This is a genomic window from Ralstonia sp. 110700041-2, assembly GCF_056280165.1.
Map to the genome: position 1 here is coordinate 131,744 of NZ_JBSFAI010000012.1, position 15,455 is coordinate 147,198.

The window sequence follows — 15,455 nt, forward strand, 5'->3', positions numbered from 1 at the left end:
GCAATGCCTGAGATGTTCGTCATCCCCACGTTGGCGCAACTGCCGGCGTGGTTTGTAGTTGCCGCAGGCGGGCTGGTCGGCTTGCTGGTCGGCAGCTTCCTGAACGTGGTGATCCACCGTCTGCCGCGCATGATCGAGCGGGAGGAAGCCAACTACATCGCAGAACTGCGTGATGAGCCGCTGCCTCACCCCGACGCATACAACCTGGTCGTGCCGCGCTCGGCGTGCCCGTCGTGTGGTCATCAGATCAAAGCGATCGAGAACATCCCCGTGTTGAGCTGGCTTGCGCTGCACGGCCGGTGCAGTGCCTGCAAGGCGCCCATCTCGTGGCGCTATCCCGCTGTGGAACTGGTCACTGGTCTGCTGACCGCGGCCTGCCTGTGGCACTTCGGCCCGACGTGGGTGGCGGTCGCATCGGCGGTCCTGCTGTGGTTCCTGATCGCCGGCACCATGATCGACGCCGATACGCAACTGTTGCCCGATGCCATCACCCAGCCGCTGCTGTGGCTCGGGCTGGGCGTGAACCTGTTCGGCATGTTTGCGCACTTGCAGGACGCGGTCGTCGGCGCGATGGCCGGTTACCTGTTCCTGTGGTCGATCTATTGGGCCTACAAGCTGCTGCGCGGCCGCGAAGGCATGGGCTACGGCGACTTCAAGCTGATGGCCGCACTCGGCGCGTGGTTCGGCTGGCAGGCGCTGCCGTTGCTGGTGCTGCTCTCGTCCGTCGTGGGACTGGTGTTTGGGCTCGTGCGCATTGCGCGCGGCGCGACGAGCGAATCGCCGTTCTCGTTCGGACCGTTCATTGCCGGGGCCGGCGTGATCGCATTGCTGGCCGGCCCGCAGCTGCTCATGATGGCAGGCCTAGGCCCGCTCCTTGCGCCATAAGGGCATGATCAGCATGCGCGTGATCGGCCTGACCGGCGGCATCGGCAGCGGCAAGAGCTACGTGGCGGATCGCCTTGCGGAGCGCGGTGCCGCCATCGTTGACACCGACGCCATCGCCCACGAGATCACCGCGCCGGGCGGCGCCGCCATCCCCAAGCTGGTCGAGACGTTCGGCGCAGGCATCTTACGCAGTGACGGTGCCATGGACCGCGACGCCATGCGCGCCCTCGCCTTTTCGGACGCTACGGCCAAATCGCGACTGGAGCAGATCACGCATCCCCTCATCCGCGAGATTGCGCTGTCGCGCGGGGCCGCTGCGCAGGCATCGGGCGCGCATCCGTACCTCGTCTACGTCGTCCCGCTGCTGGTGGAATCCTTGGCCGGGCATCACAGCTGGCGCTCGCTGGTCGACCGCATTCTGGTGGTCGACTGCCCCGTTGACACGCAGATCGCCCGCGTGATGGCCAGGAACGGGCTGCCGCGCGCGCAAGTGGAAGCCATCATCGCCCGCCAGGCTTCACGCGAAGCCCGCCTTGCCGCCGCCGACGACGTGATCGACAACAGCGGTACGCTGGCGGATTTGCTGCCGCAGATCGACCGTCTGGACCTAACCTACAGGTCGAACTGAAACGATCTGAAAGCGGTCGTCACAGCCCTTTGCATTGTGATGAACGAGGGTCTCGCATAGAATGCGGGCAGATCGAGGCCAAATGGGCTTCGGGGCCGCACATGCCAGCAGGCCAGCACACCGGGCACCCAAGTTTTGATCCTGTACGAATATCCCTTCAACGAACGCATTCGGACGCTGCTGCGCCTCGAAGACCTGTTCGAGCGGCTGGATTTCTTTCTCGTGCAGGAGCACCCGCTGCAACACCACGTGGCACTGACCACGCTGTTCGAAGTGGTCGACGTGGCCGGGCGTGCCGATCTCAAATCCGATCTGCTGAAAGAACTCGATCGCCAGCGCCAGACGCTCACCGCGCTGCGCGCCAATCCGCAGATCGATCAAGACGCGCTCGACGCCGTCATCAGCGAGCTGGAAACCGCCTCGGGCAATCTCACCGCCACACATGGCAAGGCCGGCCAACTCATCGCCGACAACGAGTGGCTGACGAGCATCCGCAGCCGCGCCATCATCCCCGGTGGTACGTGTGAATTCGATCTGCCGGCGTATTTTGCATGGCAGCATCATCCGGCCGAGCGCCGCCGCGCCGACATCATCAAATGGGCCCAACCGCTCGTGCCGCTGCGCGACGCCACGATGATCGTGCTGCGCCTGCTGCGCGAATCGGGTCAGAGTGGCAAGGTGATTGCTAACGCTGGGAGCTATCAGCAGATGCTGTCGGGCCGCGTGTACCAACTGATGCAGGTGCGCCTGGATGAGTCGGCGCTGGGGTTCATTCCCGAGATCAGCGCCAACAAATACATGCTCTGGGTGCGCTTTACCCAGCAGGATGGCGACCTGCGACCCAAGCCGGTCGACGCGGATATCCCGTTCCAGCTGAAGCTCTGTAATTTCTGAGCCGCACCATGAATGTGAAGACCGTCAAATGCCCCAGCTGCGGCAAGCCCGTGCCTTGGGTGCCTGAGAGCCGCTACCGCCCCTTCTGCTCTGAGCGTTGCAAGCAGATCGACCTGGGCGCGTGGGCAGCCGAGCAGTACACCATCCCCGTGGTCGAAGAAGACGACCTGCCCGACGCACCGGGCAACGATACGAGCGGCAAGCTCAACTAACCGTCGTTTCCTCGCGCATCCATTCGAACACGGGCAACGTTGCCGGCAGCACCGGATGGACGCTGATCGGCAGCGTCTGCCAAGCGAAATCCTGGCCTTCCAGTGCGCGCAACGTGCCGTCCCAGGCAGTGACCTTGCAGAAGTGCAGGCGCACGTACGCGTGCGGGTAGTCGTGCTCGATGGTGTGCCAGGGAACGCAGGTGCGCAGCGTGACGTCCAGCTCTTCCTTCAACTCACGCATGAGCGCAGCCTCGACCGATTCGCCCGCTTCAAGCTTGCCGCCCGGGAATTCCCAGTAGCCCGCGTAAGGCTTGCCTTCCGGACGCTGGGCTAGCAAGAACTTGCCGTCGGGCTGCACGAGCACGCCAACGGCCACTTCGGTGATCTTGCGGCCGTCCGGCGTGTGCGTCGGGGGCACTTGCGTCAGGTTGTCAGTCGACATGGTGCCGCCCATGCTTGCCACCCCAGTCGCGGGCGAATTGCCATGCCACGCGGCCCGAACGCGAACCGCGCTCCAGCGCCCATACCAACGCGTCGCCACGGGCGGCCGCGATGTCCTCGTCACTGCAGCCGAAGTACTTGAGCCAGTGGCCGACGATGGTCAGGTATTCGTCCTGCTTGGGCGGGTAGAACGACAGCCACAGCCCAAACCTCTCCGACAGCGAGATCTTCTCTTCCACCACCTCGCCCGGATGGATTTCGCCGTCCGAGGTGTGCTGATAGGTCTCGTTGTCCTTCATGTATTCCGGCAGCAGGTGGCGCCGGTTCGATGTTGCGTAGATCAGCACGTTGTCTGACTGCGTTGCCACCGAGCCGTCCAGCGCAGACTTCAGCGCCTTGTAGCCCGACTCGCCCTCTTCGAACGAAAGGTCATCGCAGAAGATCGCGAAGCGCTCGGGGCGCGCCGAGAGTTGATCGACGATATCGCCCAAGTCAGCCAGATCGTCCTTGTCGACCTCGACCAAGCGCAGGCCTTCCTTCACGAACTCATTCAGGCACGCCTTGATGAGCGACGACTTGCCGGTGCCCCGTGCGCCCGTCAGCAGCACGTTGTTGGCCGGCAACTTGCGCACGAACTGGCGCGTATTGGCGACGATGGCGTCTTTCTGGCGCTCGATGTTGTGCAGATCGCTCAGATGGATCGGGGGCAGTTGGCGGATCGGTGCGAGATAGCCGATGTTGCCGAACAGGCTCTGGCGCTTGCGCCAGCGGAACGCAACGGCCTCGTTCCAGTCAGCTTCGGTCAGTTCAGGCGGCAGCCATTGCTCAAGCCGCCCGAGAAAGCGGTCGAGCCGTGCGGAAAGGTCGGACGACATAGCGGCGCGCTCCGGATCACGAACGGTAGTCGGCGTTGATCGACACGTAGTCGTGCGAGAAGTCGCACGTCCACACGGTGGCGGTGGCGTCGCCGCGGCCGAGCGCGATGCGCACGGTAATCTCCGCCTGCTTCATCACGCGCTGGCCGTCTTCTTCGCGGTACTCGGGGTTGCGGCCGCCGTCTCGCGCGACCCACACGTCGTCGAGCCACAGGTTGACGCCGTTCACGTCGAGGTCCGTCACGCCGGCGTAGCCCACAGCGGCCAGGATGCGCCCCAGGTTGGGGTCCGAAGCGTAGAACGCGGTCTTGACCAGCGGCGAGTGCGCGACCGCATAGGCGATGAGGCGGCACTCTTCGACGTTGCGGCCGCCCTCAACCTGGATGGCCATGAACTTGGTCGCGCCCTCGCCATCGCGCACGATCTTCTGCGCCAGCTCTTGTGCGAGGCCCGTCAGCGCATCGCGCAGCGCAGCGTAGTCGGGGTGCGACTCGGAATCGATGCGCGGCGTGCCAGCCCGGCCCGTCGCGATGACGACGAACGAGTCGTTGGTGGAGGTATCGCCGTCCACCGTCACGCTGTTGAACGAGTGATCGGCGGCGTGGCGCACCAGACCTTGAAGCACGGCTTCATCCACATCGGCATCGGTGGCGATGAAGCCGAGCATCGTCGCCATGTTCGGACGGATCATGCCTGCACCCTTGCTGATGCCGGACATGCGCACGGTTTTGCCCGACAGCGTGCACGTGGCCGACGCTGCCTTGGGTACGGTGTCGGTGGTCATAATCGCCTCGGCGGCAGCCAGCCAGTTGTCCGGCTTGGCGTTCGCCTCAGCAGCGGGCAGTCCGGCGATGATGCGGTCGACCGGCAGCGGCTCCAGAATCACGCCCGTCGAGAACGGCAGCACCTGTTCCGCCGACACGCCCAGCAGCTTGGCCACGGCATCGCAGGTCTGACGCGCATGCGCAAGGCCAGACGCGCCCGTACCGGCATTCGCGTTACCCGTGTTGACGACGATCGCGCGTGCGCCCTTGCCGCTCGCCAGATGCTCACGGCATACCTGCACAGGCGCCGCGCAGAAACGGTTCTGCGTAAACACACCGGCTACCGTCGAGCCCTCGGCGATACGAACCAGCAGCACGTCCTTGCGATTGGCCTTGCGCACACCGGCCTCGGCCCAGCCGAGGTCCACGCCGTCGATCGGCAACAGGGTATCAGCGGCGGGCGCGACGAGATTCACAGCCATGGAGCACACCTTTCAAAATGAGGATGCCCGCATTGCGGGCATCGTGAATCAACAGAAAACAGGTTCCAGCAGCGTCAGACAAGTTTGCCGTGGCACTGCTTGTACTTCTTGCCCGAACCGCATGGGCACGGATCGTTGCGGCCAACCTTCGGCACTTCGCCAGCCAGTGCGGCAGCAGCGGCCGATGCCGCCGAACGCGATGCAGCCATGGCCGGCGTTGCGCCATGGATCTCCGCATCACCTGCAGCCACTTCGGCCAGTTCGCTGAACTCGTCGTGCTTGTACTGCAGGTTGGTCAGCGCGGAAAGATCTTCTTCGATCTGCTCGGAGGCTTGCTCCAGCTCTTCCTGCGACTGAATGCGCACCGTGAAGACAATACGCGTGACTTCGTTGCGGATGGTATCGAGCAAGCGGCCGAACAGTTCGAACGACTCGCGCTTGTACTCCTGCTTCGGGTCCTTCTGCGCATAGCCGCGCAGGTGGATACCCTGGCGCAGCATGTCGAGCGCCGCCAGGTGCTCACGCCAGTGCGTGTCGAGGCTTTGCAGCATCACCGAACGCTCGAAGCCGGCGAAGGACTCACGGCCAACCTGCGCCACCTTGCCTTCGTACACCGCCTCGGCGGCGTCCAGCACGATCTTAAGCAGGTCTTCGTCTTCGATCGACTGCGCCGCTTCCAGCGTCTTGACCAGCGGCTGATCGACACCCCAGTCCTCGCGCAGCGTCTTTTCCAGACCGGCGACATCCCACTGCTCTTCCATGGTCTCGGCCGGCACATACGTGCGGAAGAGCTCCGTGAACACGGATTCACGCAGGTTCTTGACGAGGTCGCCCACGTCCTGCGCTTCGAGAATCTCGTTGCGCAGCTTGTAGAGTTCCTTGCGCTGATCGTTGGAGACGTCGTCGTACTGCAGCAGTTGCTTGCGGATATCGAAGTTGCGGCCTTCAACCTTGCGCTGCGCCGATTCGATCGAGCGCGTGACGATGCCGGCTTCGATCGGCTCGCCTTCGGGCATCTTCAGGCGATCCATGATCGCGCGCACGCGGTCGCCCGCGAAGATGCGCAGCAGCTGGTCGTCCAGCGACAGATAGAAGCGCGACGAACCCGGATCACCCTGACGGCCGGCACGGCCACGCAACTGGTTGTCGATCCGGCGAGACTCATGGCGCTCGGTGCCGACGATGTGCAGACCGCCCGCAGCCTTCACCTGCTCGTGCAGCGATTGCCATTCGTCCTGCAACGTCTTCACGCGCGAGGCCTTTTCTGCGTCGGAGAGCGACTCGTCGGCCATCACGAAGCCGGACTGCTTCTCCACATTGCCGCCCAGCACAATGTCGGTACCACGGCCCGCCATGTTGGTGGCGATGGTGATCATCTTCGGGCGACCGGCCTGCGCGATGATCTCGGCCTCACGCTCGTGCTGCTTCGCGTTCAGCACCTGGTGCGGCAGCTTGGCCTGGTTCAGCAGGTTCGACAGCAGTTCGGAGTTTTCGATGGACGTCGTGCCCACCAGCACCGGCTGGCCACGCTCGTAGCAATCGCGAATGTCGCGAATGACGGCGTCGTAGCGCTCCTTCGAGGTCTTGTAGATCTGATCCTGCAAGTCCTTGCGCTGCGGGGGGCGGTTGGTCGGGATCACCACGGTTTCCAGCCCGTAGATCTCCTGGAATTCATACGCTTCCGTGTCCGCCGTACCGGTCATGCCCGACAGCTTGTTGTACATGCGGAAGTAGTTCTGGAACGTGATGGTCGCCAGCGTCTGGTTTTCCTGCTGGATCTGCACACCTTCCTTGGCTTCCACGGCCTGGTGCAGACCGTCGGACCAACGGCGGCCCGACATCAGGCGGCCGGTGAATTCATCGACGATCACCACTTCACCGTTCTGCACAACGTAGTGCTGATCGCGGAAGAACAGGCTGTGCGCACGCAGGGCGGCGTACAGGTGGTGCATCAGCGTGATGTTCTGCGGCGCGTAGAGCGACTCGCCCTCGCCGATCAAGCCGGCTTGCAGCAGGATCTGCTCAGCCTTCTCGTGACCGGATTCGGTCAGGTAGACCTGGTGCGATTTTTCGTCGACGTAGTAGTCGCCTGGCTTCTCGACACCCGTACCATCCGACTTCTCTTCGCCGATCTGGCGCGTGAGCTGCGCCGGGATGCCGTTCATGCGGCGGTACAGGTCGGTGTGGTCTTCAGCCTGGCCAGAGATGATCAGCGGGGTACGCGCTTCATCGATCAGGATCGAGTCCACCTCGTCGACGATCGCGTAGTTCAGCGGACGCTGCACGCGCTGGCCGGCGTCGTACACCATGTTGTCGCGCAGGTAGTCGAAGCCGAACTCGTTGTTGGTGCCGTAGGTGATGTCCGACGCGTAGGCAGCCTGCTTCTGGTCATGGTCCATGGTGGTCAGGTTGACCCCCACCGACAGGCCCAGCCAGTTATACAGGCGGCCCATCCACTCGGCATCGCGCTGAGCCAGGTAATCGTTGACCGTCACGACGTGCACGCCCTGGCCGGAAATGGCGTTCAGGTATACGGCCAGCGTGGCGGTCAGCGTCTTGCCTTCACCCGTGCGCATTTCGGCGATCTTGCCGTCGTGCAGCACCATGCCACCGATCAGCTGCACGTCGAAGTGCCGCATCTTCATCACACGCTTGCTGGCCTCGCGGCACACAGCGAACGCTTCGGGCAGGAGCGCGTCGAGCGTCTCGCCCTTGGCAAAGCGTTGACGGAATTCTTCGGTCTTGGCCTGCAACTCGGCATCGGAGAGCGCTTCGAACTTGGGCTCGAGCGCATTGATCTGCGCCACCTTGCGGCGGTACTGTTTGATCAGCCGTTCATTACGGCTGCCGAAAATCTTCTTGAGAAGGCCCGTGATCATCGATGGCTAGGGCTGGTGCGCAACCGGGAAGCGCGTCGAGAGAGACCGCGAAACACAGGCAGCACAACGGCCCAGAAAGGGTTGGCGCAAAGGCGGGAGTTTAGCATGTGCAAAACACCCGCTTGATGGCAGCAGAACCGCCGGATGTGGCGGGAACGCTGCACTTTAGAGCTGCATCGAACGCCGTCCGAGCGGCCACACACTCACGCTGAATTGGGGATGGGCGACCCCGATTGCAACCCGGCCCGGATCAATGGCCGGCAGCCGCCATGCTCTTGCCGATATCGGCCGCCGCAACCTTCGGCGCTGGCGCCTTGTTGGCTGCCATCTTGGGCTGGCCGGCGTTCTCCAGGAAGGCCACCGGATTCTGCGGGACGTCGTTGACGTGCACCTCGAAATGCAGATGGGGGCCGGTGGCACGGCCAGTGCGGCCGATCAGCGCGATGCGCTCGCCCGCCTTCACGATGTCACCGACCTTCACGAACACCTTCGACGCATGGGCATAGCGCGTCTTCAGGCCGTTGCCGTGGTCGATGTCGATCATGTTGCCGTATTCGTGGTGGAATTCGCTGGCCACCACCACGCCGCCAGCAGCCGCGACGATGGGCGTCCCAACAGGGCCAACGAAATCGACGCCGTCATGCTGCGTGCGGCGGCCCGTGAACGGATCGATCCGCGTGCCAAAACCCGACGAATCGTAGCCCGTCGCCACTGGGCGCACGGTGGGCATCATCTTCGCGTGGATTTGGCGGTCCATCAGGGTGCTCTCCAGCACGCTGAGGTAATCGTTGCGCTGGTCAGCCGAGCGCGTCAGGCGATTCAACTCGGATTGGATTTCCGGCATCGACATCGGCCGGGAGAACGCGCCTTCCGGCCCGCCCCGGCTCGGCTGCGATTTGAAATCGAACTCGCGCGGCAGCACACCGGCCAGGCCCGACACGCGGGCCCCCAGCGCGTCCAGGCGCGCGATCTGCGCCTGCATTTCGCCGATGCGCGCGGCCATCAGGTTGAGGTTTTCGCGGGTGACACGCTGGTCTGCGCTGGCAACCGCGGAAGCTGCCGCCCCTGGCAGCAGCCCCTGCTTGGCCGCCAGCCACGTCCCACCGACGGACAGGGCCGCCACGGTCAGCAGCGCCGCGCCAATAGCCACGAAGACGCCGCGTCGCGACAGGTGCATCGCGCCGGCCTTGCGCGGGTGAATCAGGATGATCTGCATCGCTCGTTTTCCGGACAAAAAAGCTGCCCACCGGCACGAAAGGGCGATGAAGCGCCCTACAATGCCGGCATGCGAATCTTTGTTCATCCCGCTCTCAAGACGCCTGTGGCAAAACCCGTCCAGGACTGGCTCTCGGGTGCCGGTTCGGTCGGCCCGCTGATGCAGGCGGCCAGGCAATTGGCGTCATTGGAAGCGGAGGTGTTGTCGCTGTTGCCGCCCGGCTTGGGCGGCGGCGTGGCGATCGGCGGCATCAAGAACGATGCGCGCGACAGCCGAGAAGCGACTCTGGTGTTGCTCGCCGCACATAGTGCGGCTGCGGCGCGCTTACGGCAGGTGGTACCCACCTTGCTAGAGCGTCTGCAGCGCCGGGGATCGCAGATTACCGCAATTCGTGTACGCGTACAACCGCAAGGGGGCAGCGACAGTTTATGGCCACAAGAGACCGAAAAGCCGCCTAAACGCGCCAGGATGACAGCAGTTGGGGTCAACAGCCTGGCGGCACTTGCCAACGAACTGCCCGATTCGCCGCTCCGGAAGGCCTTGGCCGAAATGATCGCACGGCATGTTGCACCTGCGGCCAGGCCCAAATAAAAAGCGCCCCGCAGGGCGCTTTTTTCATGGGTACAAACGCATCAGCCGATCACGAGAATGCCGGTTGCAACTGAGGTAGAAACGCGCGCGGCGCCTCTTCGATTTTGTCGAACGTCACGATCTCGTAGGCCGTTTCATCGGCCAGCAGTGCGCGCAGCAGCGCATTGTTCAGCCCGTGCCCCGACTTGTGTGCCGTATACGCGGCAATCAGCGGGTGACCGACCACATACAGATCGCCGATGGCGTCGAGGATCTTGTGACGGACGAACTCATCGCCGTAGCGCAGTTCGTCGTTGTTGAGCATGCGGTGCTCGTCGAGCACGATGGCATTGTCCAGGCTGCCGCCGCGCGCCAGGCCGACTTCGCGCAGCATTTCGACTTCGTGGGCAAAACCAAACGTACGGGCGCGCGCGATTTCGCGCGTGTAGCTGGTGTCGGCAAAGTCGATCTCGAACGTCTGGCCGGTCTTGTCGACGGCCGGGTGACGGAATTCGATGGTGAACGACAGCTTGAAGCCAAAGTAGGGGTCGAGGCGTGCAAGCTTGTCGCCCTCGCGGATTTCCACCGGCTTGGTCACGCGGATAAACCGCTTGGCCGCGCCCTGCTCTTCGATGCCCGCCGATTGCAGCAGAAACACGAACGAGGCCGCGCTGCCGTCCATGATGGGGATTTCTTCGGCGTCGACGTCGACATAGAGATTGTCGATGCCAAGGCCTGCGCAAGCGGACATCAAATGTTCGACGGTCGACACGCGGGCGCCATCCTTTTGCAGTACGGATGCAAGGCGGGTGTCGCCGATGGCGCTGGCGGTGGCCGGAATCTCGACGGCCGGGTCGAGGTCAACACGCGTGAAGACGATGCCGGTGCCTGCGGCCGCCGGGCGCAACGTCAACGTCACCTTGCGGCCCGAGTGCAACCCGATGCCGACGGTCTTGACGAGGGACTTGATGGTGCGTTGTTTCAACATGGCCGCCCTCAACTCACAGAATTTCTACGATTATTTTTATCTATGCAGTCTGCATAGGTGATAACCCTAAGCATACCATTTTCACGTCCCTGCCTTCAAAACGACTTTTGTATCGGGATGTTAGGAGTGCACACAATCGAGCCAACTACAGTGCACGCAGATTTAGCGCCACGGCCTCATGAGCCTTGAGGTGGGGTGGGATAGCGGGCGGTACTCCGCCATTCGGGGGAGATTGTGACGTGGCGTCAGAGTAGCGCCAGCATCGATTCGGCACTGCTGACGGAGAACTGTCCGGGCGCTTCCACCTGTAGCGCTGTTACCACACCGTCCTTCACGACCATCGCATAGCGCTGCGAACGAATGCCCATACCGCGCTTGGAGAGATCCTGGTCGAGACCGAGTTTGCTCGTGAACTCCGCGCTGCCGTCGCCCAGCATGCGGATTTTGTCGTCGGTGCCCTGCGTGCGGGCCCAGGCCCCCATCACGAAGGCGTCATTGACGGACACACACCAGATCTCGTCGACACCCTTGGCGCGCAGTGCGTCGAAGTTGGCGAGGTAGCCTGGCACATGCCGCGCGGAGCAGGTCGGCGTGAACGCACCGGGCAGCCCGAAGATGACGATCGTCTTGCCTTCGGCCAGATGCCGCACGGAGAAAGCGTTGGGGCCGAGCGCGCAGCCGTCCTTTTCCACTTCAAAGAACTCGTAGAGCGTTGCGTCGGGCAGCGGTTGACCGGGCTGGATCATGATCGTCAGGAAGCGGTTGCGTGGATATCGCGATCATAGAACCTGCCGAGCGACCGCGCAGCCGGTTCTTAAAACGAGACCGCCCGCGTGAACGAATCACGCGGGCGGTCTTGGGAGACAACACCATCAGGCCGCTTGGGTCGGAACGCAGCGCGCGCGGCACAACGAACGGACACACCCGCCGGGCGGGGTGAACCCTTCCGGGGAGGCGGCCAGAGGCCAACCTGCCCGGCGGCAACGACTGTGTCCGGTTCGTCGCGCGCTGTCGGCTGACGAGCGGCGGGCCGTCACACAACGGCGATCACGGGAGGGGAGCCGTGAACCGCGCGCGGCGTGCAGTACCGCAGGCAGTCGGACGTGCGCGAGCGCTATCGAGCCAACGCGGCCCGGATCAGTCCGCCTGCTTGCGCAGGAATGCCGGAATGTCGTACGTGTCGACGCCCTTCTCTTGCAGTGCTGCCACGTGAGCCGAGGCCGACTCACGCGAGCTGCGCCACACCGCCGGGGTGTCGAAGTTGCTGTAGTCCGGCGCAGCTGCCACCGAATGACCGGCGCCACCCCCGAAAGCCACCGGCTGGTTGTCGGTCCCGGTTTTCAGCAGCGTCATCGTCTGCTGCTGTTGTTGCTTGTTGCGAGCAGCGCGGCCCAGACCCGTGGCAACCACGGTCACGCGCAGCGCGTCGCCCATGGCATCGTCGTAGACCGTACCGAAGATGACGGTGGCATCTTCCGCGGCATAGCTGCGGATGGTGTTCATCACTTCCTTGGTCTCAGACAGCTTGAGCGAGCGGCTGGCCGTGATGTTGACCAACACGCCACGCGCACCCGACAGGTCCACGCCTTCCAGCAGCGGGCTTGCCACGGCTTGCTCAGCGGCCAGACGCGCACGGTCGACGCCGGACACGGTGGCCGTGCCCATCATCGCCTTGCCCTGTTCGCCCATCACTGTCTTCACGTCTTCAAAGTCGACGTTCACCAGACCGTCGACGTTGATGATTTCCGCAATGCCGGCGACCGCGTTGTGCAGCACGTCGTCGGCGCACTGGAAGCACTTGTCCATCTCGGCGTCGTCGCCCATGACTTCGAAGAGCTTTTCGTTGAGCACGACGATCAGCGAATCGACGTTGCCTTCGAGGTCGTTCGCGCCATGCTCGCCAACCTTCGAACGGCGTGCGCCTTCGAAGTCGAACGGCTTGGAGACCACGCCCACGGTCAGGATGCCCATTTCCTTGGCGACCTGTGCAACCACCGGTGCTGCGCCCGTGCCCGTACCGCCGCCCATGCCGGCGGTGATGAAGACCATGTGCGCGCCGCGCAGTGCGTCGGCGATCTGCTCACGGGCTTCCTCTGCGCAATGCTTGCCTACTTCCGGCTTGGCACCGGCGCCGAGGCCCGTGCTGCCGAGCTGCAGCACGCGCGATGCGGTCGAGCGCTTGAGCGCCTGCGCATCGGTGTTCATGCAGATGAATTCCACGCCTTGCACGCCGCGGTTGATCATGTGCTGCACGGCATTACCGCCCGCGCCGCCGACGCCGACCACCTTGATGATGGTGCCGTCCTGCATTTCCGTTTCAATCATGTCGAAGTCCATCATTGCCTCCAGAAGTGATCAGTCCCAGACGATGCAGCCTCCCCGCCGCAACTCCTGGTTCCTGAACAAAAAACATCAAAACAAGAAACTCAACTTGCTCCCCCCGGGGAGCACATCGTCAACACCCGGCACTCGCATGCTCAGAAGTTGCCGATGAACCATTCCTTCATGCGCGTCCAGATCTGCTTGGCCGAGCCGGACTGCACCACGACTTTCCGTCCGCGCACGCGCTGCACGCGACCTTCCTGCAGCAAGCCCATCACCGTGGCGTAGCGCGGGCTCTTCACTACCTCGTGCAGATTGCCGCGGTACTCGGGCACCCCCACGCGCACGGGTTTCAAGAACATGTCTTCCCCCAGCTCGACCATGCCCGGCATCATTGCGGTACCGCCAGTGAGCACCACGCCGCTGGAGAGCAGTTCTTCGTAACCGGATTCGCGCACCACCTGATGCACGAGCGAGAAGAGTTCTTCCACGCGCGGCTCGATCACGGCGGCCAGCGCCTGACGCGAAAGCGTGCGCGGGCCGCGGTCGCCGACGCCCGGCACATCGATCATCTCGTCCGGATCGGCCAGCACCTGCTTGGCGATGCCGTACTGGATCTTGATGTCCTCGGCGTCCGGCGTCGGCGTGCGCAGGGCCATGGCGATGTCGTTGGTGATCTGGTCGCCGGCGATGGGGATCACGGCCGTGTGGCGGATCGCACCTTCGCTGAAGATGGCGATGTCGGTCGTGCCGCTGCCGATGTCGACCAGCACCACGCCGAGTTCCTTTTCGTCTTCGGTCAGCACGGCCAGGCTCGATGCCAGCGGCTGCAGGATCAGGTCGTGCACTTCCAGCCCGCAGCGGCGCACGCACTTGACGATGTTCTGCGCCGCGCTCACGGCGCCCGTCACGATGTGTACCTTCACCTCGAGCCGGATACCGCTCATGCCGATCGGCTCGCGCACGTCTTCCTGACCGTCGATGATGAATTCCTGCGTGAGGATGTGCAGGATCTGCTGATCGGTCGGGATGTTGACGGCCTTGGCGGTCTCGATCACGCGCGCCACATCGGTGGAGGTGACTTCCTTGTCCTTGATCGCCACCATGCCGCTCGAATTGAAGCTGCGGATGTGGCTGCCGGCAATGCCCGTGAAGACCTCGCCGATCTTGCAGTCGGCCATCAGCTCCGCTTCTTCGAGCGCCTTCTGGATCGACTGGACTGTCGCCTCGATATTGACGACTACGCCCTTCTTGAGCCCCTTCGATTCGGTCTGGCCCATGCCGATGACCTCGTAGGCGCCGTCAGGACGCAGCTCGGCCACCACCGCCACCACCTTGGAGGTGCCGATATCCAGCCCGACCAGAAGATCCTTGTATTCCTTGCTCATCGCGTTTTCTCTGTGCTTCGCGTTGCTTTGTTGTTGGCCGCCGGCTTACCCCCCAGCGTGGCTTTCGGCTTTGCAGCACTGCTGGTGCCACTCGTGGTGCCGGGCAACTTGCCCCCCTTGGCCAGCACCGCAGCCTGCGCATCGGTCAGGAAGCGCACACCCGCCGCACGAACTGCAAATCCGTTGGGATACCGCAGGTCGGCGTATTCAATCTGACCGCCCCAGCGCTTGGTCACCTCGGGCCACGCACGCACGAAGCGGCGGGCACGCGCGGCCAGCGCGGTGCGGTCATCGTCATTCAGTTCGCGGCCCAGCTCGATGACCGTGCCGTTGGACAACCGCGCGCGCCAGGCGTAGCGGTCGGTGAGCGTCACGCTCAAAGGCTCGACATTCATCGGCTTGAACCACTCGGTCATGGTCTCCAGCTTGTCGACCACATCCTGTTCAGTACCCTCGGGGCCGGCCAGCGCCACCAGGTCAGTGTCGTCCTCGGCTTCGGCCAGGTTGGCCACGAAGACTTCGCCATACGTGTTGACCAGCTTGCCGGACTCATTGCCGCCCCAGGTGCCGAGCGCTTCGTGCTCTTGCACTTCCACCAGCAGCCCGTTGGGCCACACGCGGCGCACGCTCGCGCGCCGCACCCACGGCACCGATTCGAACGCCGCACGCGCATCGTCCAGATTCAGCGAGAAGAAATTGCCGCGCAGCTTGGCCAACGCGTTGGCGCGCAGGCTCGGCACATTCACGTGGCGCAACTCGCTGCCCGCCATCGGCATCACACGCACCTGCTGCAGCTGGAACGTCGGCCGCTGCATCAGCCAGACCGCCCCAACGCCCAACGCGCCAAGCGCGAGCAGCGCATACAGCGCACTCGCGACGGCGTTGAGGAGACGGGTGTTGTGCCACATAAC

General features: G+C 63.8%; 15 protein-coding genes. 5 read left to right on the plus strand and 10 right to left on the minus strand.

Features of this window, described 5'->3' with window-relative positions:
- The first annotated feature begins 3 nt into the window (after window positions 1-3).
- From ACUXH0_RS18365 to ACUXH0_RS18380, 4 genes are all read left to right on the plus strand, one after another.
- Window positions 4-885, plus strand: coding sequence for a prepilin peptidase (locus ACUXH0_RS18365; RefSeq protein WP_012436460.1), 882 nt, complete (start codon window positions 4-6; stop codon window positions 883-885).
- A gap of 13 nt (window positions 886-898) precedes the next feature.
- Window positions 899-1,513, plus strand: a complete 615-nt coding sequence (gene coaE, locus ACUXH0_RS18370) for a dephospho-CoA kinase (protein ID WP_004633035.1) — start codon at window positions 899-901, stop codon at window positions 1,511-1,513.
- 135 nt (window positions 1,514-1,648) lie between these two features.
- A complete protein-coding gene (gene zapD, locus ACUXH0_RS18375) occupies window positions 1,649-2,407 on the plus strand; it encodes a cell division protein ZapD (RefSeq protein WP_004633038.1) in 759 nt (252 codons plus the stop codon).
- Window positions 2,408-2,415: 8 nt separating this feature from the next.
- Entirely contained in the window at window positions 2,416-2,619 is a 204-nt protein-coding gene (locus ACUXH0_RS18380) for a DNA gyrase inhibitor YacG (RefSeq protein ID WP_004633040.1), read from the plus strand.
- On the opposite strand, the gene ACUXH0_RS18385 is transcribed toward ACUXH0_RS18380, so the two are convergent.
- From ACUXH0_RS18385 to ACUXH0_RS18405, 5 genes are all read right to left on the minus strand, one after another.
- Window positions 2,612-3,061 carry an NUDIX domain-containing protein gene (locus ACUXH0_RS18385; RefSeq protein ID WP_012436461.1) on the minus strand — a complete coding sequence of 150 codons (450 nt, stop codon included), beginning with the start codon at window positions 3,059-3,061 and terminating at the stop codon, window positions 2,612-2,614. The two genes, ACUXH0_RS18380 and ACUXH0_RS18385, sit on opposite strands and share 8 nt — an antisense overlap.
- Window positions 3,051-3,935 carry an ATP-binding protein gene (locus tag ACUXH0_RS18390; protein WP_012436462.1) on the minus strand — a complete coding sequence of 295 codons (885 nt, stop codon included), beginning with the start codon at window positions 3,933-3,935 and terminating at the stop codon, window positions 3,051-3,053. Before ACUXH0_RS18390 ends, ACUXH0_RS18385 begins: the two co-directional genes overlap by 11 nt.
- A gap of 16 nt (window positions 3,936-3,951) precedes the next feature.
- Complete coding sequence (argJ, locus tag ACUXH0_RS18395; protein ID WP_012436463.1) at window positions 3,952-5,181, minus strand: bifunctional glutamate N-acetyltransferase/amino-acid acetyltransferase ArgJ; 1,230 nt, start codon at window positions 5,179-5,181, stop codon at window positions 3,952-3,954.
- Window positions 5,182-5,255: 74 nt separating this feature from the next.
- A complete protein-coding gene (gene secA / locus ACUXH0_RS18400; RefSeq protein WP_012436464.1) occupies window positions 5,256-8,060 on the minus strand; it encodes a preprotein translocase subunit SecA in 2,805 nt (934 codons plus the stop codon).
- A 250-nt stretch (window positions 8,061-8,310) separates the two neighbouring features.
- Window positions 8,311-9,276, minus strand: coding sequence for a M23 family metallopeptidase (locus ACUXH0_RS18405; RefSeq protein WP_012436465.1), 966 nt, complete (start codon window positions 9,274-9,276; stop codon window positions 8,311-8,313).
- A gap of 69 nt (window positions 9,277-9,345) precedes the next feature.
- Here ACUXH0_RS18405 and ACUXH0_RS18410 point away from each other — a divergent pair, with 69 nt between their 5' ends.
- A complete protein-coding gene (locus ACUXH0_RS18410) occupies window positions 9,346-9,867 on the plus strand; it encodes a DciA family protein (protein ID WP_004633051.1) in 522 nt (173 codons plus the stop codon).
- Between the two features lie 49 nt (window positions 9,868-9,916).
- Here ACUXH0_RS18410 and lpxC read toward each other — a convergent pair whose 3' ends face one another.
- The 5 genes from lpxC to ACUXH0_RS18435 form a co-directional block, all read right to left on the minus strand.
- On the minus strand, window positions 9,917-10,834 hold the full coding sequence (lpxC, locus tag ACUXH0_RS18415; protein ID WP_004633054.1) for a UDP-3-O-acyl-N-acetylglucosamine deacetylase: 918 nt from the start codon (window positions 10,832-10,834) through the stop codon (window positions 9,917-9,919).
- A gap of 245 nt (window positions 10,835-11,079) precedes the next feature.
- Entirely contained in the window at window positions 11,080-11,580 is a 501-nt protein-coding gene (locus ACUXH0_RS18420) for a peroxiredoxin (RefSeq protein WP_004633056.1), read from the minus strand.
- A 391-nt stretch (window positions 11,581-11,971) separates the two neighbouring features.
- Window positions 11,972-13,171, minus strand: a complete 1,200-nt coding sequence (gene ftsZ / locus ACUXH0_RS18425) for a cell division protein FtsZ (RefSeq protein WP_012436466.1) — start codon at window positions 13,169-13,171, stop codon at window positions 11,972-11,974.
- Window positions 13,172-13,311: 140 nt separating this feature from the next.
- Window positions 13,312-14,544 carry a cell division protein FtsA gene (ftsA, locus tag ACUXH0_RS18430; protein ID WP_004633059.1) on the minus strand — a complete coding sequence of 411 codons (1,233 nt, stop codon included), beginning with the start codon at window positions 14,542-14,544 and terminating at the stop codon, window positions 13,312-13,314.
- Window positions 14,541-15,452, minus strand: a complete 912-nt coding sequence (locus ACUXH0_RS18435) for a cell division protein FtsQ/DivIB (protein WP_004633061.1) — start codon at window positions 15,450-15,452, stop codon at window positions 14,541-14,543. The genes ftsA and ACUXH0_RS18435 overlap by 4 nt, the downstream gene beginning before the upstream one ends.
- Window positions 15,453-15,455 lie beyond the last annotated feature (3 nt).